The sequence below is a fragment of the Pseudoalteromonas sp. T1lg122 genome, assembly GCF_002964825.1.
Taxonomy (GTDB): Bacteria; Pseudomonadota; Gammaproteobacteria; order Enterobacterales; family Alteromonadaceae; genus Pseudoalteromonas; species Pseudoalteromonas gelatinilytica.
The window spans coordinates 326,129-346,711 of sequence record NZ_PQCG01000001.1 but is presented as its reverse complement, the minus strand read 5'-3'; the positions used below and the strand labels follow the sequence as shown (position 1 = coordinate 346,711).

At 42.3% G+C, this 20,583-nt stretch carries 19 protein-coding genes and 1 pseudogene; 5 read left to right on the top strand and 15 right to left on the bottom strand.

The window, feature by feature from the left end:
- Positions 1-147: 147 nt before the first annotated feature.
- A complete protein-coding gene (locus tag C2M33_RS01680) occupies positions 148-1,929 on the top strand; it encodes a M61 family metallopeptidase (protein ID WP_105173520.1) in 1,782 nt (593 codons plus the stop codon).
- 20 nt (positions 1,930-1,949) lie between these two features.
- Here the strand turns inward: C2M33_RS01680 and C2M33_RS01675 are convergent, their stop codons facing one another.
- From C2M33_RS01675 to C2M33_RS01660, 4 genes are all read right to left on the bottom strand, one after another.
- The gene (locus C2M33_RS01675; protein ID WP_063707488.1) at positions 1,950-2,744 is read right to left on the bottom strand and encodes a glycosyltransferase family 25 protein; all 795 of its coding nucleotides are present in this window, start codon (positions 2,742-2,744) and stop codon (positions 1,950-1,952) included.
- Between the two features lie 64 nt (positions 2,745-2,808).
- Positions 2,809-2,994 (bottom strand): DUF1289 domain-containing protein, encoded by a 186-nt coding sequence (locus C2M33_RS01670; RefSeq protein WP_063707487.1) that lies wholly within the window; start codon positions 2,992-2,994, stop codon positions 2,809-2,811.
- Between the two features lie 42 nt (positions 2,995-3,036).
- Positions 3,037-3,549 (bottom strand): hypothetical protein, encoded by a 513-nt coding sequence (locus C2M33_RS01665; protein ID WP_063707486.1) that lies wholly within the window; start codon positions 3,547-3,549, stop codon positions 3,037-3,039.
- A 152-nt stretch (positions 3,550-3,701) separates the two neighbouring features.
- Positions 3,702-4,439: a DUF4097 family beta strand repeat protein gene (locus tag C2M33_RS01660; RefSeq protein ID WP_105173519.1), complete on the bottom strand. Its 738-nt coding sequence runs from the start codon at positions 4,437-4,439 to the stop codon at positions 3,702-3,704.
- Between the two features lie 185 nt (positions 4,440-4,624).
- Between C2M33_RS01660 and C2M33_RS01655 the strand changes: the two genes are divergently transcribed.
- The 3 genes from C2M33_RS01655 to C2M33_RS01645 all read left to right on the top strand — a co-directional run bounded on the left by C2M33_RS01655 (position 4,625) and on the right by C2M33_RS01645 (position 7,794).
- On the top strand, positions 4,625-5,047 hold the full coding sequence (locus tag C2M33_RS01655) for a (R)-mandelonitrile lyase (RefSeq protein WP_105173518.1): 423 nt from the start codon (positions 4,625-4,627) through the stop codon (positions 5,045-5,047).
- Positions 5,048-5,058: 11 nt separating this feature from the next.
- The gene (locus C2M33_RS01650; RefSeq protein ID WP_105173517.1) at positions 5,059-6,240 is read left to right on the top strand and encodes an NAD(P)-dependent alcohol dehydrogenase; all 1,182 of its coding nucleotides are present in this window, start codon (positions 5,059-5,061) and stop codon (positions 6,238-6,240) included.
- Positions 6,241-6,405: 165 nt separating this feature from the next.
- Positions 6,406-7,794: a serine hydrolase domain-containing protein gene (locus C2M33_RS01645; protein WP_105173516.1), complete on the top strand. Its 1,389-nt coding sequence runs from the start codon at positions 6,406-6,408 to the stop codon at positions 7,792-7,794.
- Positions 7,795-7,807: 13 nt separating this feature from the next.
- On the opposite strand, the gene C2M33_RS01640 is transcribed toward C2M33_RS01645, so the two are convergent.
- The 3 genes from C2M33_RS01640 to C2M33_RS01630 form a co-directional block, all read right to left on the bottom strand.
- Positions 7,808-10,972, bottom strand: a complete 3,165-nt coding sequence (locus C2M33_RS01640) for a glycoside hydrolase family 2 TIM barrel-domain containing protein (protein WP_105173515.1) — start codon at positions 10,970-10,972, stop codon at positions 7,808-7,810.
- 259 nt (positions 10,973-11,231) lie between these two features.
- Positions 11,232-11,579, bottom strand: coding sequence for a cyclophilin-like fold protein (locus tag C2M33_RS01635; protein WP_062565934.1), 348 nt, complete (start codon positions 11,577-11,579; stop codon positions 11,232-11,234).
- A 14-nt stretch (positions 11,580-11,593) separates the two neighbouring features.
- Positions 11,594-12,085: a (R)-mandelonitrile lyase gene (locus C2M33_RS01630; protein ID WP_105173514.1), complete on the bottom strand. Its 492-nt coding sequence runs from the start codon at positions 12,083-12,085 to the stop codon at positions 11,594-11,596.
- Positions 12,086-12,261: 176 nt separating this feature from the next.
- Between C2M33_RS01630 and C2M33_RS01625 the strand changes: the two genes are divergently transcribed.
- A complete protein-coding gene (locus tag C2M33_RS01625) occupies positions 12,262-13,176 on the top strand; it encodes an AraC family transcriptional regulator (RefSeq protein WP_062565660.1) in 915 nt (304 codons plus the stop codon).
- A gap of 107 nt (positions 13,177-13,283) precedes the next feature.
- Here C2M33_RS01625 and C2M33_RS01620 read toward each other — a convergent pair whose 3' ends face one another.
- From C2M33_RS01620 to hisD, 8 genes and pseudogenes are all read right to left on the bottom strand, one after another.
- Positions 13,284-14,246 (bottom strand): alpha/beta hydrolase, encoded by a 963-nt coding sequence (locus C2M33_RS01620; RefSeq protein ID WP_105173513.1) that lies wholly within the window; start codon positions 14,244-14,246, stop codon positions 13,284-13,286.
- 172 nt (positions 14,247-14,418) lie between these two features.
- The gene (gene hisIE / locus C2M33_RS01615; RefSeq protein WP_054552013.1) at positions 14,419-15,033 is read right to left on the bottom strand and encodes a bifunctional phosphoribosyl-AMP cyclohydrolase/phosphoribosyl-ATP diphosphatase HisIE; all 615 of its coding nucleotides are present in this window, start codon (positions 15,031-15,033) and stop codon (positions 14,419-14,421) included.
- On the bottom strand, positions 15,024-15,803 hold the full coding sequence (gene hisF, locus C2M33_RS01610; RefSeq protein WP_054552014.1) for an imidazole glycerol phosphate synthase subunit HisF: 780 nt from the start codon (positions 15,801-15,803) through the stop codon (positions 15,024-15,026). Before hisF ends, hisIE begins: the two co-directional genes overlap by 10 nt.
- Positions 15,785-16,519 (bottom strand): 1-(5-phosphoribosyl)-5-[(5-phosphoribosylamino)methylideneamino] imidazole-4-carboxamide isomerase, encoded by a 735-nt coding sequence (locus tag C2M33_RS01605; protein WP_105173512.1) that lies wholly within the window; start codon positions 16,517-16,519, stop codon positions 15,785-15,787. Before C2M33_RS01605 ends, hisF begins: the two co-directional genes overlap by 19 nt.
- A 27-nt stretch (positions 16,520-16,546) precedes the next feature.
- Positions 16,547-17,137: an imidazole glycerol phosphate synthase subunit HisH gene (gene hisH, locus C2M33_RS01600; protein WP_105173511.1), complete on the bottom strand. Its 591-nt coding sequence runs from the start codon at positions 17,135-17,137 to the stop codon at positions 16,547-16,549.
- On the bottom strand, positions 17,134-18,195 hold the full coding sequence (gene hisB, locus C2M33_RS01595) for a bifunctional histidinol-phosphatase/imidazoleglycerol-phosphate dehydratase HisB (RefSeq protein WP_105173510.1): 1,062 nt from the start codon (positions 18,193-18,195) through the stop codon (positions 17,134-17,136). Before hisB ends, hisH begins: the two co-directional genes overlap by 4 nt.
- Positions 18,192-19,288: pseudogene (gene hisC / locus C2M33_RS01590) on the bottom strand (histidinol-phosphate transaminase). The gene hisB and the pseudogene hisC overlap by 4 nt, the downstream one beginning before the upstream one ends.
- Positions 19,278-20,579 carry a histidinol dehydrogenase gene (gene hisD, locus C2M33_RS01585; RefSeq protein WP_105173509.1) on the bottom strand — a complete coding sequence of 434 codons (1,302 nt, stop codon included), beginning with the start codon at positions 20,577-20,579 and terminating at the stop codon, positions 19,278-19,280. Before hisD ends, hisC begins: the two are co-directional and overlap by 11 nt.
- Positions 20,580-20,583 lie beyond the last annotated feature (4 nt).

Genomic DNA, 20,583 nt, shown 5'->3' with positions numbered 1-20,583 from the left:
TAATACGAAATGTAGGTTCCAAGTCAAAAACTTAGCTATTTTGTCTATCAAACTTGTTGCAATGGCAGTTTATCGGTTTTTAATTCACATTTTTTCTCGCAATTGTTAGGCTATTTCGCAATTTTGATAGTAATAAAAAGAGTTGTTATGAAAAAGTTTTTGGCAATGTCTATTTTGGCGGCCTGTTCTAGCAGTGCGTTTGCAGATGTAAACTACTCACTGTCTATTACTCAGCCTGAGCATCATCTAGGTAATGTGAGTGTTGAATTTCCCCAAACTGCTCAAGCACATTTAGATATTAAACTACCTGCATGGCGAACTGGTCGTTACGAAATTTTAAACCTTGCCAATGGCGTACGCTTTTTCGAAGCAAAAGACGATGACGGTAAACCACTAAAGTGGGAAAAAATTGATCACAGCACTTGGCGTGTTCACCTAAATGAGCCAACTCAAGTTAATGTGGATTACCAAGTGTACGCAAACGAGCTAGGTAAACGTGCTCGTCACATTGATGACAGCCATGCATTTATTGATGCATCGGGCTTTTTCATGTTCAGCGAATCATTTCGTCAAGACCCGGTAACCGTAAAACTAAATGTACCAAAAGCATGGCGTTCAGTATCGGGAATGGAAAACGCGGGTTCTAAACACAGCTTTAAAGCCGCTGATTACGATATCTTAGTCGATTCACCAATCGAAAGTGGCATCAATGAGCTACATAAGTTCACCGTTGATGGCCGTGAATACGAACTCGTTATTTGGGGTGATGGCAACTACGACGTAGATAAAATGCTAACCGACCTTAAAAAGCTAGTCACAACGGGTAATGTTATTTGGGATGGTTACCCGTATGAGCGTTATGTATTTATGGTTCATGCTACGTCAGGTGCCGGCGGTGCCACAGAGCATTTAAACTCAACAATTATCCAGCGCCCACGTGACCGTTTTGGTTCTCGCAAAGATTACCTTGCGTTTATCAGCACCGCAGCACACGAATTTATTCATACGTGGAACGTAAAAGCGTACCGTCCTAAAGGTATTGCACCGTACGACTACACCAATATTAACTACGCAAAAACATTATGGATTGCTGAGGGCTCAACCAGCTACTTTGAAGATCACTTAATGGTGCGATCGGGTATTGAAACAACGGATGAGTTCTTCGGTACGTTAACTAAAACGATTAATCGTCACTTACAAACACCAGGTCGTGAAGTGCAAAGTGCAACCGAAACCAGTTTTGATAAGTGGATCAACCAAGGCGGCGACCACGCTCGTAACTACAGCACCAATATCTATTTAGAAGGTTCATTGATCTCAATGGCGCTTGATATTGATTTACTAGAAAAGAGCGATGGCAAAATCAGTTACCGCGATGTTCACCGTGCACTTTACAACAAGCATCGTTTACCAGATGGTTTTACCCCAGATGATGTTAAAGCGATTTTAAAAGAGCTAACAGGTCGCGATTACAGTGCTTGGTGGCAAGCGAATGTGGATGAGCCAGCTGCTATCGACTTTGATTCGCTACTTGCAAAAGTCGGTTTAGGTTTAACTCGCCCAGAAGGCGCAAAATCAGTACCGAGTATTGATTCTATGGCAAAAGATAGCGGTGAGTTACTTACCCTTACTCATGTTCGTCGTGGTGGCGCTGCATGGCAAGCGGGCTTAACGACTGAAGATAAAATTGTCGCGTTCAACAAAAAGCATGTGGGTAAAGATTTAACTGCCAGCCTCGAAACCTTTAAAGCAGGCGACACAGTCACTGTTGATTTCATTAGACGTGATGCACTGCAAAGCACAACGCTGACACTGAGCGAAGACTTTGATAAAGAGAAAAAGGTTAAAGCATTAAAAGATGCAACACCAGCTCAAATGGCATTGTTTAAAGCATGGATGGGTGTTGACCACCCAAATCAAGCTAAATAACAGTCAAGCAAAATAACTCGTTAATGATTTTTGATTGGTAAGAGAGGAGCTGCGGCTCCTTTCTTTTTGTTTGGTGTTTGCTGCGCTTTTACAAACTGCTTAGTGTATTGTGCGTTTAATAGTGCACTGTGAAGTTGCTGCTTTTTACGTCGCCAAAACGACTTTTTAACTTTGCTTGATCTATCACGAATATCGCTTTGTGAATTATCGGGTTGTGATACCGGGTAGGGCAGTAAAGAGTATCCATATACGCCAGTTTCCCAAACGTGCTGTAAATCGCAGTCTACGGGGCGGCCAAATGTGGCAGTGGCTTTTAATAGCGCTTTTGCTCCGGCCAAACTAACAGCCGTTGCACAGCAGCCAGACATAAGCTTTTTATGAATAACTAAATGTTGCTCATCAGCAAGGGGTTTTGTAAAAGCAATGTCGCGATTACGGTCTTTATAAGCTGCCAACTTTATTAGTTGCCAAGGCTGTTTCAAAGTATTTATGTTTTCAATTGCACTGTGAATTGAGCGGTCGAGAACAAAGTCATCTTCTAAAATAATCGCGTATTCTAACTGCCTATCGACAATAGTTTGCCATGCTTTTCTGTGACTCAGGTAGCAGCCAATTTCACCCTTACTCAAGGGCTTATGATATTTTTTCAGGTTTAAATCAGCACTGTAATACTGGGCAATCGCTGAATCCGACAGTGTCCTGCCATCAATTGCATCAAGGCGTTCAAATGCCAAATTTTGTGCGTTGAGCTCATGGCTTACACGGTTTAATCGTTCAGTAGAGCTTGCTAAGTTGATTACAAAAATTGCGGTCATTATCGTTACCTGATGGTCAGTTTTAATCAGGCTAACAAGCTTTAATGACGCTTGGGTGTCAGAACTATTTCGCTTTTATGTCAGGACGGGGAGTGTTTAAAATCGCTTGTTTTTCTTGCTCGGATAAAATGATCCAATCAAAAATTTCATCATTACTGCGACCACAGCCAGTACAAAAGCCGTTTAGGCGATGACATTGACCGATGCAATCTGTTTTAAAGTGGCTGGTTGGTATTTTTGATTTTGTCATAGTTAATGTGAAGGCTAATGTCTATTAGCCTTCCAAAGTGTATTACTTACCTTCAACTGGCTTACCAATTTCAAGGGTGGTAGACCAAGGCTGTTTACGCGACAGGGTTTTACCCGAGTGAATTGAAATAACAGGGTTGTTTTCGTCAAGTACAAACGTGGTGCGTAACGATTCAGCAGATTCTTTTTGTGTTTGATGCCAATTATTACCTGCTAAACACGCTTGGGTAAAGTTAACCGCACGGGTGTGATCAGCGACAGCTTGCTGCTGTTGCTCATAGTTGCCTACACAGCGGTAGGTGACATTGTCTTTATCAAGCGCTGTGATTTGACAGTTATCGGCAATAAGGTTGTATTTTGCTGTCCATGTTTCCATGTATTTAGTATTTACACGGCTACGTTTTAAGCCTTCAAAGCGGTTGTCGTAAGCACCTAATAGGGCATTGATTTTCTCGCAAGGGGTTAGGTTATCAATGGCCGCTTGTTGTTCAGTTGTCAGTCCTGTACAACCAGTTAAAACAAGGCCAGTTAGTAAGGCGGCGAGTGGCTTTTTCATATCAGGCTATCCTTTTAAATAGCAGTTCCTTAAACGTTTCCTAAAGGATACCTAAGCCCTTGTAAAAATGCTAATAAAGATTGGTGATTACAATTTAAAATGCCTTCGCAAAGGAAGGCATTTTAGTTGCTAATAACTGTGAAAGCGTAGGCTTACATCTTAGTTTTACCAGCAATGTTGGTCACTTTTACTGAGCCAGAACCATCACTTAGTAACTCAAAGTTTGCTGCGGTATCAACGCGAATGCTGCCCGAACCATCTGAAACGACAACATCACCCGAAATATCATTTAAGTCGATACCGCCTGAGCCATCGTGTACTTCAATATTGCCCTGTGCTTTAGCAACATTAATATTGCCAGAGCCGTCATGAATTTTAATATCATGGCTTACATTACGGACATCAATGCTACCCGAACCATCATTGATTTCTAATGTGCCTGTAATGTCATTCGCGGTAATTGAACCAGAACCATCGTTGATCACTGTATTAGCGACTTTGCTGATAATAATTTCACCCGACCCATCGTGCACATCAACATTAAATGAACGAGGGATAGAAACAGTTAAATCAATGCGAGTTTGTTTGTTGGTTTGATATTCACATTGGCCTGCACTTAGCGCAGCACGCTTATCTTTAGCTTCAAGCGTTAAGCAATACTCATCATGTGGCTTTTCTTGATAAATCTCGGCTTTAACGGTCACTTGATCACTGTCACTACCGGTAATGTGTAAAAAACCTGAGCCTGCCTCTACTTTTAAAGCACTTAATGATGCTGCATCTAGCGTTAGGTTTTTAGTTGCTTGTAGAGGCATTTCACCCCAAGCAAATGTCTGTGCTGATAATAAGCCTGCGGCAATGAGTGAGAGTGTTTTTACTGTACTTAACATGGTTCTTCCCTTTCAAATGTGTGGTGTTATTAGCTTAGTCGCAGGTGCTGATAAAAAGGTTTAAAGGGTTTAAAAATTCTTTACACAAATAGGCAAGAATGCGCGAGCTTCAGGCATTTATGGTTTTTCGCGATGCTTTAGACTGAAATAGTAGACCATAACCTAAGCAAGCCAAGGAGAAACACATGAGTGATTCAGCGCAAACAAACGATATGCAAGTGATTAAGTCAGGTTCTCAAGATCCAATTGCAGGGCCAGCCGAATGTTTCAGAGGTAAAGTGCAAGTTAGTACTTTATTTAATGCCCCTGCACCTGCACGCGTTGGTGTTGCTGTGGTGGAGTTTTCAAAAGGTGCTCGCACCAATTGGCATTCTCATCCACTCGGCCAAGTTTTATTAGTTACAGAAGGTCAAGGTTGGACACAGTGCGAGGGTGGTGAGAAAACAGTCATCAATCCAGGTGATTTAATTTGGTGTAACTGCGGAAAAAGGCACTGGCATGGTGCAACAGCTGATAGTGCAATGAAGCACGTAGCAATTCAAGAAGCACTGGATGGTAAACCTGTTGATTGGTTCGAAGCTGTTTCTGATGAAGATTATTTAGCATAAGGTACATTGGAATGTGTGACAAACATGAAACGCAAGACTTATCACGTCGTAATTTTATTAAAACGAGTTCGGCTTTAGGCGCAGGCCTGTTATTAGGTGGCTTTGCGGCGCCTTCGTTTGCAGCATCATCTGAGCAGCTTGCAAATGGCAATATAAAATCTCGAGGCTATGCGGCTTTTGATAATTCAGGCTTACTAAAACCATGGGAGTTTGAAAGACGCCCAGTTGGTGATAACGATATTTTAATCGAAATTAAATTCGCCAGTATTTGCCACTCAGATATTCATCAGATGAAAGGCCATTGGGGCGCACAGCAATACCCTCAAGTACCGGGTCATGAAATTGCAGGTATCGTAACTGCGGTCGGTAAGAATGTGACTAAGTTTAAAGTGGGCGACCGTGCTGGTGTAGGTTGTATGGTTGATAGCTGTCTTGACTGCAATAGCTGTAAAGATCAAGGCGAGCAATATTGCCCAGTAACAAAATTCACTTATGGATACCCTGATGAGCGCTCACCGACGGGTATCACACAAGGTGGTTACTCGAATAACATTGTTGTTCGCGATCATTTTGCAGTGCATATTCCTGAAAACATGAGTTTAGAGCATGCTGCTCCTTTATTATGTGCCGGCATTACAACGTATTCTCCGCTGCTTAAATTCAACTTGAAAAAAGGCGATAAAGTAGGTGTTGTTGGTATTGGTGGGCTTGGGCACTTAGCTGTTAAATTGGCTGCGTCGCAAGGTGCTGATGTCTACGCGTTCACTAGCTCTAAAGACAAAGTAGCCGATATTAAAGCCTTTGGCGCTAAAGTGGTTGTTGTGGACGGTGAAGACGCTTACAACGAACATAAGTCGCAGCTTGATTATTTAATTAATACCTTGCCAGTTAAATATGATGTCGCTAAATATGCTTCATTAGTAAAACCATTTGGCACCTACACCCAAGTGGGGATGCCAGAAGAATTTTCATTAAACATGAATGCATTAGCATTGGCTGCAAGCCGCGTAAACTTTAATGCTTCGTTAATTGGTGATATGCAAGAAACGCAAGACGTTGTTGATTACTGTGCTAAGAATAATATTCTGCCAGCAACCCAGTTAATCAAAGCCTCTGAAATCAATAATGCATGGCAAAGCGTGGTGGATAAAAAAGCGCGCTATCGTTATGTCATTGATGCCTCAACATTTTAAATAATTTTTAGATTGAGTAAGCCAAACGCCATACCCAGTATGGCGTTTTTTGTTGTTCCTTTTTTATTCGGCGATTTGTCGCTTAAAGAGCGAATACTGCCGTAAAAACATATCATTATTTTTTTCTTTTGCTAATTTAAACTCTTTGGCCCCCAAGGAGTAATAATGAAAAGAATAACCTTCCTAAGTACGTTGTTGTGCACCAGCTTTTTTGTTTGTAGCGAAGAAACAGATACAACCTTAAAAGCCTATGCCGCTGGGTACGTCGCCAATTTTACCTGTAGTGCCACGTTTAACGCTGGTAAAAGCAAAGATCAAATCGATATTGATGAACTTACCGGTATTTACCCTTTAATCGCAGACACCGTAAAAACACTGCAAGCGAACATTGATACTGAGCACAAGCGAGTCATTGTTGATTACGATAAAGATAAACAGCGCATATCGGTGTGGCGTCCTCGTTTAGGCTGTGTTGATTTACCCGTAGGGGCAAGCCTTAAAGCTGCAACACTCGTGCAAGCACCGTTTAAAGAAAATTTAGCCTACCAAAAGGATGATGGTAAGCCTTGGCAAACGTTAAATGGTGTTAATAAAGCAACGGGTAATAAGGCGCTTGATGAGGTTATTGCTCAGGCTTTTACTCGTCATTATGGTGAAGGCGCACGCACTTCAGCAATTTTAATAGCAAGCCCTGAGGCGATTTTAGCAGAGCAATATAAAGCAGGCTTTACCCCAGAAACCGCACAGCGTACTTGGTCTGTTGCAAAAAGTATTGGCGCGAGCATCATTGGTGTGGCGGTAGCACAAAAACGACTTGATGTTACAAAGCCTGCGGGGCTTGAAAGCTGGTCTCACCCGCTTGACCCTCGTGGCGAAATTACCCTTGAAAATTTGCTTCACATGGCATCAGGCTTAGACAGTAATAAAGCGGGCAACCGGACAGACCGTGTGTATATGGGCGGCGGTTTAGTGTCTGATACTGCAACGCATACCGCATTAGAAGTAAAGCCTGGTAGCCGCTGGAAATACGCCAATAACGACACCATGTTAGCGCTACGTGCCTTACGAGAAACTTTCAACGATGAGGCGAGCTATTTGCGTTATCCGTATGACAATTTACTCGATAAAATCGGTATGCAGCACACATTTTTAGAGACAGATTGGCAAAGTGACTTTATTTTGTCATCGCAAGTGTGGACTACCTCAAGGGATCTTGCTCGCTTAGGGCTATTACACCTCAATAATGGTCGCTGGCAAGGGGAGCAAATATTACCAAAAGACTGGTTAAGTTATATTAGTGAACCAGCTCCTGCTCAACCCCCAGAAACGGCACCGGGATACGGCGCACAGTGGTGGCTTTATAACGAACGTTTTCCTGAATTACCAAACGATACTATTGCGGCGCGAGGCAACCGTGGTCAATATTTGGTGATTATTCCAAGCGAGCAGTTAGTGATTGTTAGGCGAGGGTATGACCTTGCGGGTCTTAAAGGCTTTAGTGAACATGACTTTACCCGTGATGTTTTAAAAGCACTGGGTAAAGTCAGTCACTAATTTAGATTTGAGGTTAATGGCTAAGTGGCGTTAACCTCAATTGCAAGCGGTAGTGTTGCTGAACACTTGGCTCTAAACGGTAATTGTCATAAGGCTTAGCTCCCCAACTGTTATCACCACCGACACCACGTTGGCGTAAATCAATATTTAGCTCAGTCAATGGTCTTGGAGTGATATCGGTAGCATGACGGTTTGTGCCAGTTTTAGGATAGTCAAAGTCGGCAACCGTATTATGGTGTGCAGTAAAGTCCAATTTTGGCTCTCCCTGAACTTTTAAACCAACCCCTTGCGAATTACGAATTTCAAGCCAGCGGGTATCGCTGCGATTTCCATTTTCTTGTGGACGAATATACTGGGTGTATAAATCGGCTACTGAGCTTGAGTATATACCTAAATCCGCTGCATATTTACGGTCCTGATAGTTTTCCCATGGTCCTCGACCATACCACTTTACAAAATCAAAGCCGTCAGGCATTTGTAGCTGTAACCCAAAGCGAGGCATTTCAGGTAGCCCTTTATCAAGGGTTGCTTGGTAATCAATGTCGACTTGGCCAAATTCGCCAACAGTGTAACTTATTTGGGCATCACTATTTAAACTTGGAAAATGAAGCGTGAATGTCACCTTTGCTTTACCTGCTGATGAGACAACATCTACATGCGTAACCTCAGCAAGTTGCGATGCATTTTTATAAGCTGCAGCAGATTTTTCCCATAACCGGTTGCCATTATCTTTGTCGGTCATCGCTCGCCAAAAATTTGGAAATACACCTTGCTTGATTAGCTCTACTTCGTTTGAACGATAGCTCGAAAGTCGCCCTGTCTCTTTATTAAATATCAGCTTAGTTTTAGCTGTACTAACTGTGACCTGAAGGTCAGATTCTGCAACTCTTAGGCTGTCATCAGCTTTTAAGTGGGCAAGAGACAAACTACTTTGTAAAATAAATTGCTCGCTTGCGACGACCAGCCCTTTATTTCTAACGCCTTCTTCTTGTTTTAGTTTGAATTGAATATTGAGAGTATATTCTGCATTTTTTAATCGCGTGTAGTCATTGAGTTCACTAAGAGTAATCAACTCACTTTGTTGAGCGGGTGTACTTAATTGCTTTAATGAACCTTGCTTAACAACTAAGCCATTTTCAAGTAGCTGCCAGTGTGTATCTAGATAGCTTAAATCACGGAAAAAGTTTCGATTGCTGATCTTAAATTGGCTTGCTGAAACCATTTTTACAGCGACATTCTGATAAAGCTTTTTAACTTCAAATAAGACTGGGTGAGGTACTCGGTCTGCACCAATTAGACCATTTGCCAGATAATTATTAGCATTTCGTGTACCTTCAGGTTCAAAATCACCACCATAAGCGAGTATACGTTTGCCTTGCTCATCCGTTTTATAGAGACCTTGATCCACCCAATCCCAAATGCTACCACCTTGAACTTGCGAATGCTGGTAAACGAAATCCCATAATTCTTTTAGATTGCCACCGCTATTTCCCATGGTGTGGGCGTATTCAACCCAAATGAAAGGTTTATCAGGGTAATTACCTAAGTATTGGCTGGTAATTTCATTTCGGTCAGCATACATCCATCCAACAACATCAGTCATGGTTTCTTTATACCAGTTAGCTCGGGTTTCGTATTGTACAATGCGATTGCTGTCTTTTGATTTGGCAAGAAGATAAGCCTCACGAATACTCGGGCCTGGGCCTATCTCATTTCCTAAAGACCACGAAATAATAGAAGGGTGATTTTTATCTCGTTCAATCATGCCATTTACGCGATCTAAAATGGCTTCTTTAAATTGTGGATCATTACCTAGGCTATCTTCTTCAAAGCCATAACCATGAGATTCAACATTTGCTTCATCGATGACATATAGACCATATTTGTCGCATAAACGGTACCAGTAAGGATCATTGGGGTAATGTGATGCTCTTACGGTGTTGATGTTATTAAGCTTCATTAACTCAATATCTTTACGCATGCTTTCACGACCAATTGCTTGGCCATTTTCAGGCTCATGCTCATGACGGTTAACACCTTTAATCACAATTGGTTGGCCATTTACTAACAATAAGCCATCTTTTATTTCAACATTTTTAAAACCAATAGCTTCGCGAACGACTTGTTGCTCTTGCCCATCTTGTGTCAAAGTAAGCTGTAAGTCATACAGCTTAGGGACTTCAGCCGACCAAGCTGTGATGTCTTTCAATGTTGTATTGAAGCTAATCGTGTGTTTTTCTCCAGCTTCGCTTTTTAGTTTTTGTGTGTTTTGCCAAAGTAGGGTGTCACCATCGAAAATAGCACTATGTAATGTTGAGCTGCTAGCATCATCGTTCGTATTTTCTACAGTGACGTCTAAATTAAGCAAACCATCTTTAAAATTGTTAATTAGCGATGTTGCAGCATGGAAATCCCATAATTGAGTTTTTGGCACGACTTGCAAGAAAACGTCACGTTGAATACCACTAATTCGCCACATATCTTGATCTTCTAAATAACTGCCGTCACTCCAACGGAATACTTCAACAGCAAGTGTGTTCTTACCAGGCGAAACAACCTCTGTTATATCAAACTCGGCGGGGAGTTTACCGTCTTGGCTATAACCTAGTTTTTTACCGTTCACCCAAACATAAAAAGCAGAGCGAACTGCACCAAAATGAAGGATAATACGCTTATCTTGCCAATCGTCAGCTATCGTGAAATCTCGTCGGTACGAACCGACAGGGTTATAGTCAGGCGCATAAGGCTTATTTTTTTTAAAGCCATAACCATGATTAACATAAATAGGGTAGTCGTAACCTTGTAATTGCCAGTTCGAAGGAACTGGTGTGGTAGGCCAATCAGAAACGTCAACACTCGGTTTAAAGAAATCCATAGGACGTAAACTTGGTTTCTCAGCAAAATTGAAGTGCCAGTCTCCATTGAGCGTATGGTATTGTGATGATGCTTTGTCATCAGCAAGTACCGCAGCATTCTCTGAATTGTAACTTGCAAAATACGCACGTTCTGCGAGTGTCCCGACAGAAAAAACAGCCGGGTTTTCCCAATCGTTTTTAGGACTGCTTGATACATTACTTTTATTTACTTTGGTTGAGTTTTGCTGACATGCAGTGAGTAGGAATGAGCTGCTTAATAAAAGTAGCGGAAGTTTAAACTTGCCAAAAAGAGAGCGGTTCATTGTAAGTCCTTTAATTGTGTGTTCTTTTTATTGTTAATACAATATTACTTTTTAGCGTGATTTGTAAAGATGAAGCAAAAATACCAAGACTGATTGGCTTTTGTTTTTTATTCATAAAATTCAGTTGGTTATGGTTGTGTAGGATGCTGTATGAAGAGAGCTCGGACAAACAGGCAAGAAAATGAGAGTATTAGGCAAGATAAAAGCTGCTTTTAGAATGCATAAAAAGCAGCTTTGCTAACTGGAGAGTTAGTATCTACTACAAGGGCTCTATAGTGACATCCGCTTGGCCTAAACTTTTAAAAAACTGACTATCGCCCGTTATTTTACCAAGTTTTATCAGACCATTTGCATAACTTTGCTGCTTATAAAAGAGCGCAAGGTTACCCCAAGGTGCGTAATAAGTAATGTCTCCTGCGTTAGCATCGGTGCCAGCAGGTAAGCCTTGTAGATTTAATTTCTCTGGTAAAGTGGCAATTTTCTCAGCATTGGCAAAGTCTTCTACTTTTAGAGTCAGTGGTAGAAGTTGATAAAAATGCTTAGCGGCATTGTTACTTTCTAGAGTCGCTTGCATAGTTTTGCCGTTACTGGTGAACTTTATTTGCATTTCACTTACCATCTTTACTGCTTTTTTAAATATTGCTTATCTGTTACTGGCTCTAACCAATCAACAACCTTACCGTCTTTTGACTCTTGAATAGCTAAGTGCATCATGGCTGTTTTATCTGTAGCACCGTGCCAATGTTTAACATTAGCAGGAATATGTACAACGTCACCTGGTTTTATAACCTGAGGTTGTCCGTGCCACTGATTAACCCAACCCATACCTGATGTAACAATTAAGGTTTGGCCAACAGGGTGAGTGTGCCAGTTTGTGCGAGCACCTGGCTCAAAGGTTACCATGGCACCAGCGGCTTTCGCTTCGCCATGAGCTTGGAAACTAGGCTCGACGCGTACTTTGCCCGTGAAATACTTGTCGAGCCCAGTCATTGGGTACTGAGTGCCATTTTTTTGCACTGTGATTTGCGGTAATTCTAAACGTTGTGAAGAGGCGTTTTCTGCATAACTAAATGCACTCATCGTTAAGATAAGGGTACCGATAATATACTTCATACTTTTCTCCATGTGTTTGTAACCGAACGAATCTTCATTTTGGCTAAAAACTGTGCCTTTAAAAAGTACAATGCACGCAAGTTATTGCCTATTAGTCCGAGGCGGCAAATTTACCACTGGTCAATATTGTATAACCGAGCGTATAGTTAAGTATCTTGAATTTAATTGGGTTGGTTATGCATTCAGATTATGATGCTATTGCTAAAATGAGCGCTGCTTTAGCAGATAAGATTGCGCCGCTTATTGGCCAGCAAGAAACCGCTGATAGCGTGATTGAGGATTTGTTTTTTTATCGACAAACACAGGCCGCCACCTCTTGTTCAATGTGTGTGGTTGAACCAAGTATTGCACTGGTGCTACAAGGGGCAAAAAGCATGACCTTGGGCGAAGATGTTTTCAAGTATGACCCACACAAGTACTTGATTACCTCAATTGATTTGCCTGCAAAAATGCAAGTTCTTGAAGCAAAAGACGACGCACCTTATTTAGGCTTAGTGTTAAAGCTTGATTTGGCTATGTTAGGTGAACTGATTTCGCAAATACCGCTCGACAAATTAAACAAGCAATCACTCAATAAGGGAATGACCTTAGGTGAGATGACTGAGCCACTACTTAACGCTTTTACACGATTAATTGATCTGGTTGATGATCCTGAGTCTATGTCAGTACTTGCGCCATTAATTAAACGCGAAATTTTTTGGCGTGTACTTAACAGTGAGCATGGGGCAGAGCTTCGCCATATAGTGTCAACAGGTAGCCAAGGGCTTAGAATTGCACGTAGTGTTAAGTGGTTAAAAGAAAACTATGATCAACCCTTGAGTGTAGAGGACTTAGCGGGTCTTGCGAAAATGAGTAAATCGACTTTCCACCATCATTTTCGAGATCTAACTTCAATGAGTCCGTTGCAATATCAAAAGCGTTTAAGGTTAATGGAAGCAAGAAGGTTGATGGTTGGCGAGAGTATGGATGCCTCAGGTGCTGCTTTTAAGGTTGGCTACGAAAGCCCTTCACAATTTTCTCGTGAGTATTCTCGGTTTTTTGGTTTATCACCAAAACGAGATGTAGAGGCGTTTTTAGCAACGGCTAAATAGCCGGCTACATATAATACCAATGGGCAATAATAGTTAATTAAGCGAATTGGTATAAAAAACGAATGGGCATATCCCTATGTCCCATTCGTTACCATGACACGTTTTAGTTAAAGACTTGCTTTGAAAAATTCAGCAATTTTAGTGAATGGAATTAAACCCACATCATCATATAAATCAACATGACCTGCATTTGGTACAACCAATAATTGTTTAGGTTCAGCAGCTAAGTCATAGGCCTGTTGGCTAAACTCAAATGAGTGAGCGTGTTCACCGGCAACAAACAGTAATGGACGTGGTGAAATAGTCTCAATATCGTTAAATGGATAAAAGTTCATAAAACGCACATTGCTGCTTAATGTTGGGTGTGTTGTTAAATCTGCTGATGAGCGCTCTGGTGTATATTCGCCACGCTCAGTGCGATAAAAGTCATAAAACTCTTTTGCAATTGGGTGTGAGCTTTCATCAATGTGATGCGGACAGCCGCCAGTGTATTGCACTTCGCCACCTAAATACTCAACATTACGTTGCTCAGCGGCTTCATCAAGCATACCTTTACGCATATCAAGGTCGATAGAGTTACCTAAACCATTTCGCGTTGCGCCACCCATGTCATACATACTCACTGTTGCTACAGCTTTGATACGTGGGTCAATTTTAGCGGCACTAATGATGAAACCACCACTACCACATACACCTAAACCACCAATGCTTTCTTTGTTGACGTATGAACGGCTAGCAAGGTAATCGACACCCGCACTGAATGACTCTGCGTATAAATCAGGCAGCACAGTATTACGTGGTTCGCCGTCACTTTCGCCCCAGAAGCTAAGATCAACTGCCAAAGTTACAAAGCCTAGCTCTGCAAGTTTAGTTGCATATAAAGTAGCACTTTGCTCTTTTACCGCACCCATAGGGTGACCAATTACAAGTGCCGGATGGTTCGCGCCTTTCTCAGCATTTTTTGGTGTAAAAAGATTACCGACTACATTCATCTGTAATTGGTTTTTGAAAATTACTTTTTCAAAGTTAACAGCATCGCTTTGGTAAAAATTATCCGTTGAGGTAGTCATAACACTCTCCTATTTTGTGATTAACAGGGACTGCAATTTGTTTTCACAATGCAGCTTTGATGAGGTTATTGTCGGATATTTATGCAGTTTGGCGTTATATTAGAACAGTCGATTTATTGCCTAAAAGTGTCGAATGTATAAAAAGCTGCAGCAAGCGCTGCAGCTTATTCATTTACTTGTGGCGGCCTTGTAAACAGCTCACCACATCAGCCAGCGATAGGCCTTGGCGCTGCAATAACACAGTTAAATGATACAGTAAGTCTGCCGATTCATTGGTTAATTCATCGTTATCATGTTTCATGGCTGCAAGGGCAACTTCAACACCTTCTTCACCCACTTTTTGGCAACTACGGCTTAAGTCTTTTGCAAACAAAGACGCTGTGTAGCTTTTGCTTGGATCATCGTCTTTGCGCGAAACAATCACTTGTTCAAGCTCAGCTAAAAACGACAAGCTAGGTTTAGCATCATCGCCAAAGCAGCTTTGTGTACCTAGGTGGCATGTTGGCCCAAGTGGGTTTGCCAGTACTAATAGTGAGTCGTAATCACAGTCGGTGTGCACAGAAACTACTTCAAGGTAGTTTTCTGATGTTTCGCCTTTGGTCCATAAGCGCTCTTTAGAACGCGAGTAAAAGGTTACTTTTTGCTTGTCGAAAGTGGCAGCTAATGCATCTTGATTCATAAAGCCTTGCATTAAAATTACCCCAGAGCGTGCGTCTTGCACGATAGCTGGGATCAATTCGCTTTTGGCAAAATCGACTTGAGAAAGAGTATCTTTGGTTAATTGCATAGTCTTGCCGCTACATTATTATCAGTTAAAAATTGTTTTAGTTCGCCAATATCAATGACGTTCTTGTGAAATACGCTTGCAGCGAGCGCGCCATCAACTTGGCTTTGTTGAAATACATCAACAAAGTCTTGCATCGTCCCTGCGCCACCTGAAGCAATCAGAGGAATATCGCACAGTGCACGCATTTTTGATAGCTGAACATTGTCGTAGCCTTTACGCACGCCGTCTTGGTTCATGCAGTTAAGTACGATTTCACCAGCGCCTAGATCTTGCACACGCTTAACCCATTCTTCAGTTTTATAGCGAGTACGGCTTGATGCATTTGGGTCGCCAGTCAGCTGATACACTAAATACTCGCCAGTGTTTTCATCATAAAAGCTATCTATTCCCACAACCACGCACTGTTTACCAAACTCATCGTGTAACTCTTTGATAAGCTCAGGGCGTGCGATAGCAGGGCTGTTAATACTGATTTTATCTGCACCACGTTCCAAAACACGTGCTGCATCGGCAACAGATTTAATGCCGCCTGCCACACAAAATGGAATATCAATGTGGCGTGCAATATTCTCTACCCAATTAACATCAAGTAGGCGTTTTTCGACGCTGGCACTGATTTCATAAAACACCAGTTCATCCGCACCGGCATCGCTGTATGCCTTAGCAAGCGTTAAAATATCACCAACTACTTCATGGCCTTTAAATTTAACACCTTTTACGACTTGGCCGTCTTTTACATCTAAACAAGGGATTATGCGTTTTGATAACATGCTAGCGCCTCCTCAACATTAAAGGCACCATCAAGCAATGATTTACCTAAGATAACACCGCCAACGCCCAGTTTCTTCAGCTTTGCAATATCATCCAGTGAGCTTACACCGCCTGAAGCTTGAACTTTAATCTCGCTGTTGTGGTTGGTTAAATCTTCATAAAGTGCAAACGAAGGACCGGTCATGGTGCCGTCTTTACTGATGTCAGTACACAGAAAATCAACCACACCCAGTGCCACGTAAAAATCAACAAGTTCGAACAAACCAAACTCAGATTCACTTAACCAACCATGTGTTGCGGGTGCCCAGCCGTTGTCAGTTTTATTAACATCCAGTGCGATAACAAAGTGAGAGCTGCCAAATTTTTCAATCCACGCCTTTACTTGTTCGCGCTTTTCAACGGCCATTGAGCCGATCACGACTTGATTAGCACCGGCTTCAAGCCAGTCAGCAACATCTTGTTCTGAGCGAATACCACCGCCCACTTGATAAGGCACATTAAGCGATTTGGTTGCAGCTTGAATATGCTGCCACTGTTTTTTATTTGGATCGCGCGCGCCTTCTAAATCCACTAGGTGCAGTTTGCCTGCGCCGCTGTTTGCGTACTCTTGTAAGCGTGCGCCAAGTTCGTAAGGGTAAAATTGTGCTGTATCATACTTACCTTGGTATAAGCGCACAATTTGGTTTTGTAATACATCGAGTGCTGGAATAATCACGTTTATTTCTCTTATTTTTTGCTGCGCTTACAGCTGCCAATCTAAAAAGTTTTGTAAAAGTCGCGTGCCTACTTTGGCGCTTCGCTCAGGGTGGAACTGCATGCCTGCGTAGTTATCTTTGGCAACTATCGCTGAAAAAGCTTGCCCGTATTCACCGCTAACTAGGGTGGCATCGTTTACTGTGTGCGCAAAGCTATGCACAAAGTACACTTGATCTTGTGCCGATAACCCTTTGGTAAGGGCATGCTCTTTTAGCACGCTTAGGTCATTCCACCCCATATGTGGTGAGGTTAATGTGCCCACTTCTAAGTGCTTAACAACACCTGGAATTTTGCCAAGGCAATCAACGTTGCCTTCTTCAGTGCTGTCGCAAAGTAATTGCATACCTAAACAAATGCCCATCAACGGACGCTGATAATCATCAATTGCTTGTTGCCAACCACCGTCTTTTAAGCGTTTCATCGCAACAGAAGCATGGCCTACACCAGGTAAAATAGCACGTTCAAAGCCTTTTAATTGCTCAGGTGAGGTGATCACCTCAGGCGTTTTCCCTAAGCGTTCAAAGGCAAAACGAACTGAGTTAATGTTGGCACAACCGGTATTAATTATGGCAATCATAAACACCCCTTAGAGCTGGCAGTTTGTTGCGAGGCATCTTTTGCAATCGCAGCGCGAAGTGCTCTTGCAAACGCTTTAAAAAGGCCTTCAACTTGGTGATGACAATTACCATCGCTAACCGACAGAATTAGGCTCATTGCGGCATTATCACTTAAGCTTTTAAAGAAGTGCTCAACCATTTGCACGTCTAAGTCGCCCACTTTTTCACGGCTAAAATCGGCATTTAATACAAACGAGGCGCGGCCCGATAAGTCAATTTGCGATTCTGCTTTACATTCATCCATAGGGAGTGCAAAGCCATAGCGACCAATTTGCGTTTTTGTACCTAGCGCTTGTTTAAGGGCAAGGCCAAGTGCAATGCCGATATCTTCAACTAGGTGGTGCTCATCAATGTGTAAGTCGCCAGTGGCTTGAATATTAAGTCCGATATTGGCGTGTGTACGAATTTGGTCAAGCATGTGATCGAAAAAGCCAAGGCCAGTGCTAATTTCGCCATTTTTTGTTTGGTCTAAATTAACTTGCACATCGATTTGCGTTTCTTTGGTATTGCGAGTGACGCGGCCTTCACGGTTCGCGGTTGTCAGCTTAGTGACAATGGCATCCCAACTGCCATCATACAAAATACCTTCGCAGCATAAGTTATTGGCAAGTCCGATGTCAGTTTGGCGGTCGCCAATCACAAATGAGCGTGATAAATCGACTTTACCTGAGCGCATCAGCTCAGTAAGTAAGCCGGTTTTTGGTTTACGGCAGTCACAATTTTGTTCATCAAAGTGCGGGCAGATCAGTACTTCATCAAATTTAATCCCTTGGCTGTTTAAGATATCCATCATCTTGTCTTGGGCAATATCAAAATCAGCGGTCGGGAAGCTATCAGTGCCTAAACCATCTTGGTTTGAAACCATCACAAGGCGGTAACCTGCCGCTTGAAGTTGTAATAGAGCAGGGATCACATTCGGCAAGAACACTAATTTTTCTAGGCTATCAACCTGTTTGTCGGTGATCGGCTCTTCGATAATCGTGCCATCGCGGTCAATAAATAAATACGGGTTGCTCATGATAATTCCTGTTCTACTGTATTGCTGGTCAGTGATAAGCCATCTAACCAAATTTTTACTTGTTCTAGTTCTTGCTCGTTACCGATAGAAATTCGTAACCAATCATTTTCGCCATATAAAGTGAAGGCACGCATCACGAGTCCTTGCTCAAGTGCGATATTAAATGATTGTTTGTCTTTTAGTTTTAAGGTGACGAAGTTACCTTCACCGCTCAGTACTTTGATAACAGCAGGTGATTGCTCAAGCCAGCTTTTCAGTTTGGCTTTTAAGCTATTTAAAATCGTTACCTGACGGCGCATTGAAGCGATGTTGTCGCTACTTAATGCATCTGCGGCAATGCTCGCAACCACCGTTGATACAGGGTAAGGCGCAATCACTTTACGAATAGGTGCAAGTAGCTCGCTGTTGGCTAATGTGAAGCCTGTTCTTAAACCCGCAAGTGCAAATGCTTTTGATAAGGTTCTTAATACCACAAGGTTACTAAACTCGTTGATCAGGCTTGCCGCTGTTTGTTCTGGGCAAAATTCTATATAAGCTTCATCCACCACTACAATCGCTTTACCCGCAAGTTGTTGGGTGATTTTTCTGATTTTGTCTAGGCTTGTCATGCTGCCGGTAGGGTTATTTGGATTACAAATAAACACCAGCTTTGAATCAGCAACCGCAGTGACAATCTCATCAACGGTGCCTTTTAATAACAGCTCTTGAGTTAAACCGTTAATCGCAATGTTGTGGGTATCAGCAGTCACTTTGTACATGCCGTAAGTTGGCAAAAAGAGTGCAATGCTATCTTTAGCAGGGCTACAAAAAGTACGTACTAATAGCTCAATACCTTCGTCAGCGCCACGAGTCATCAGTACTTGCTCTGGCTCTAAATTAGCATAGCAAGCGTAACGAGTGATCACTTGCTGAGGCTGCGGATCAGGTAGCGATTTAAATCAGTTAAATTGATATTTGGCGTACGTGAATACGGGCTTTCATTGGCATTTAACCACGTTGTGCCTGTTAGTTTTTCACTTTTCGCTGAACTATAGGCTGTAAGCGCTGCAATGTTATCTGGCAACAGCGTTGTTATTTTTGAATTATCGCTCATTGTTCATAGCCTCAAGACGAATTGAAACAGCATTAGCGTGAGCATCAAGCCCCTCTGCTGCAGCTAAAGGTAAAATTGCTTTAGATAATTCACGTAAGCCATTTTTACTGATGGTTTGCACTGTGTAAGTTCTAAAGAAGTCCAGTAAGTTTAAGCTCGAATAGGTCGCACTGTAACCATACGTTGGTAGTACGTGGTTAGTACCCGATGCATAGTCTCCGGCAGACTCCGGAGTGTAATCACCTACAAATACTGAACCAGCATTTTTCACTAAGCTTAGATAAGGCTGCGCATCAGCAAGTTGTAAAATAAGGTGCTCAGGACCATATTGAGCAGACACAGCAAAGGCTTGCTCAACCGAGTTCACTAATATCAAGCTTGAGTTTGCAAGGGCTTGCTCGGCAGTGTCTTTACGACTTAATTTTGCTAGCTGCTCTGTTAATGCTTGCTGTGTTTTTTCAATAATGCGCTCGCTGTTACACAGCAAAATAACCTGTGAATCAGCACCGTGCTCCGCTTGCGATAATAAATCTGCCGCAATAAACTCTGGGTTTGCACGCTCATCAGCGATCACTAGCACTTCAGAAGGGCCCGCTGGCATATCAATCGCCATGCCCGGAATAGTTTGTGCAACAAGTTGTTTTGCCATGGTGACAAAGCTATTTCCCGGGCCAAAAATCTTGTTCACTTTAGGCACTGACTCTGTACCGTAAGCCATAGCTGCAATCGCTCCGGCGCCGCCACTTTCTACAATGGTTTTAATACCACATAGTTTTGCCGCATATAAAATGGCAGGGTTGATAGTTTCATCGGCTTTCACAGGTGTAGTAAGCACAACGGTTTGTGCACCACTTAATTGTGCAAGCACCCCTTGCATGATCACTGACGATGGCAATGGCGCACTGCCACCTGGCACGTAAATACCTACCGCTTCAATGGCTTGATATTTAAGTTCACACAATACGCCTGGTTGTGTTGTTAACTTAATGTCTTTAGGTAATTGTGCTTGGTGAAAACGTTTTACATTGGCGTAGGCCGTTTCGATGGCGGCTTTTAACTCGTTTGATAATAACTGCTCAGCTTGGTTTATTTCTTCAACTGGCACTAATAAGCGAGGTGTTTCGCGCTTATCAAACTCTTTTGCCATTTTTAATAACGCTGCGTCACCTTGTGTTTTAACTGCATTTAAGATGTCGATGCAAATTGCTTCAACCTCTTTACTTGCAGTAACAGCAGGGCGGGTAAGTACCGCCTGCTGTGCTTGTTGATTTTCCTCATTCCAGCGAAACATGGAT

What these genes read in the sequence shown, in the direction of transcription:
- C2M33_RS01680 (WP_105173520.1), top strand. Translation starts at nt 148, where the DNA reads ATGAAAAAGTTTTTGGCAATGTCTATTTTGGCGGCCTGTTCTAGCAGT.
- C2M33_RS01675 (WP_063707488.1), bottom strand. Translation starts at nt 2,744, where the DNA reads ATGACCGCAATTTTTGTAATCAACTTAGCAAGCTCTACTGAACGATTA.
- C2M33_RS01670 (WP_063707487.1), bottom strand. Translation starts at nt 2,994, where the DNA reads ATGACAAAATCAAAAATACCAACCAGCCACTTTAAAACAGATTGCATC.
- C2M33_RS01665 (WP_063707486.1), bottom strand. Translation starts at nt 3,549, where the DNA reads ATGAAAAAGCCACTCGCCGCCTTACTAACTGGCCTTGTTTTAACTGGT.
- C2M33_RS01660 (WP_105173519.1), bottom strand. Translation starts at nt 4,439, where the DNA reads ATGTTAAGTACAGTAAAAACACTCTCACTCATTGCCGCAGGCTTATTA.
- C2M33_RS01655 (WP_105173518.1), top strand. Translation starts at nt 4,625, where the DNA reads ATGAGTGATTCAGCGCAAACAAACGATATGCAAGTGATTAAGTCAGGT.
- C2M33_RS01650 (WP_105173517.1), top strand. Translation starts at nt 5,059, where the DNA reads ATGTGTGACAAACATGAAACGCAAGACTTATCACGTCGTAATTTTATT.
- C2M33_RS01645 (WP_105173516.1), top strand. Translation starts at nt 6,406, where the DNA reads ATGAAAAGAATAACCTTCCTAAGTACGTTGTTGTGCACCAGCTTTTTT.
- C2M33_RS01640 (WP_105173515.1), bottom strand. Translation starts at nt 10,972, where the DNA reads ATGAACCGCTCTCTTTTTGGCAAGTTTAAACTTCCGCTACTTTTATTA.
- C2M33_RS01635 (WP_062565934.1), bottom strand. Translation starts at nt 11,579, where the DNA reads ATGCAAATAAAGTTCACCAGTAACGGCAAAACTATGCAAGCGACTCTA.
- C2M33_RS01630 (WP_105173514.1), bottom strand. Translation starts at nt 12,085, where the DNA reads ATGAAGTATATTATCGGTACCCTTATCTTAACGATGAGTGCATTTAGT.
- C2M33_RS01625 (WP_062565660.1), top strand. Translation starts at nt 12,262, where the DNA reads ATGCATTCAGATTATGATGCTATTGCTAAAATGAGCGCTGCTTTAGCA.
- C2M33_RS01620 (WP_105173513.1), bottom strand. Translation starts at nt 14,246, where the DNA reads ATGACTACCTCAACGGATAATTTTTACCAAAGCGATGCTGTTAACTTT.
- hisIE (WP_054552013.1), bottom strand. Translation starts at nt 15,033, where the DNA reads ATGCAATTAACCAAAGATACTCTTTCTCAAGTCGATTTTGCCAAAAGC.
- hisF (WP_054552014.1), bottom strand. Translation starts at nt 15,803, where the DNA reads ATGTTATCAAAACGCATAATCCCTTGTTTAGATGTAAAAGACGGCCAA.
- hisH (WP_105173511.1), bottom strand. Translation starts at nt 17,137, where the DNA reads ATGATTGCCATAATTAATACCGGTTGTGCCAACATTAACTCAGTTCGT.
- hisB (WP_105173510.1), bottom strand. Translation starts at nt 18,195, where the DNA reads ATGAGCAACCCGTATTTATTTATTGACCGCGATGGCACGATTATCGAA.
- hisD (WP_105173509.1), bottom strand. Translation starts at nt 20,579, where the DNA reads ATGTTTCGCTGGAATGAGGAAAATCAACAAGCACAGCAGGCGGTACTT.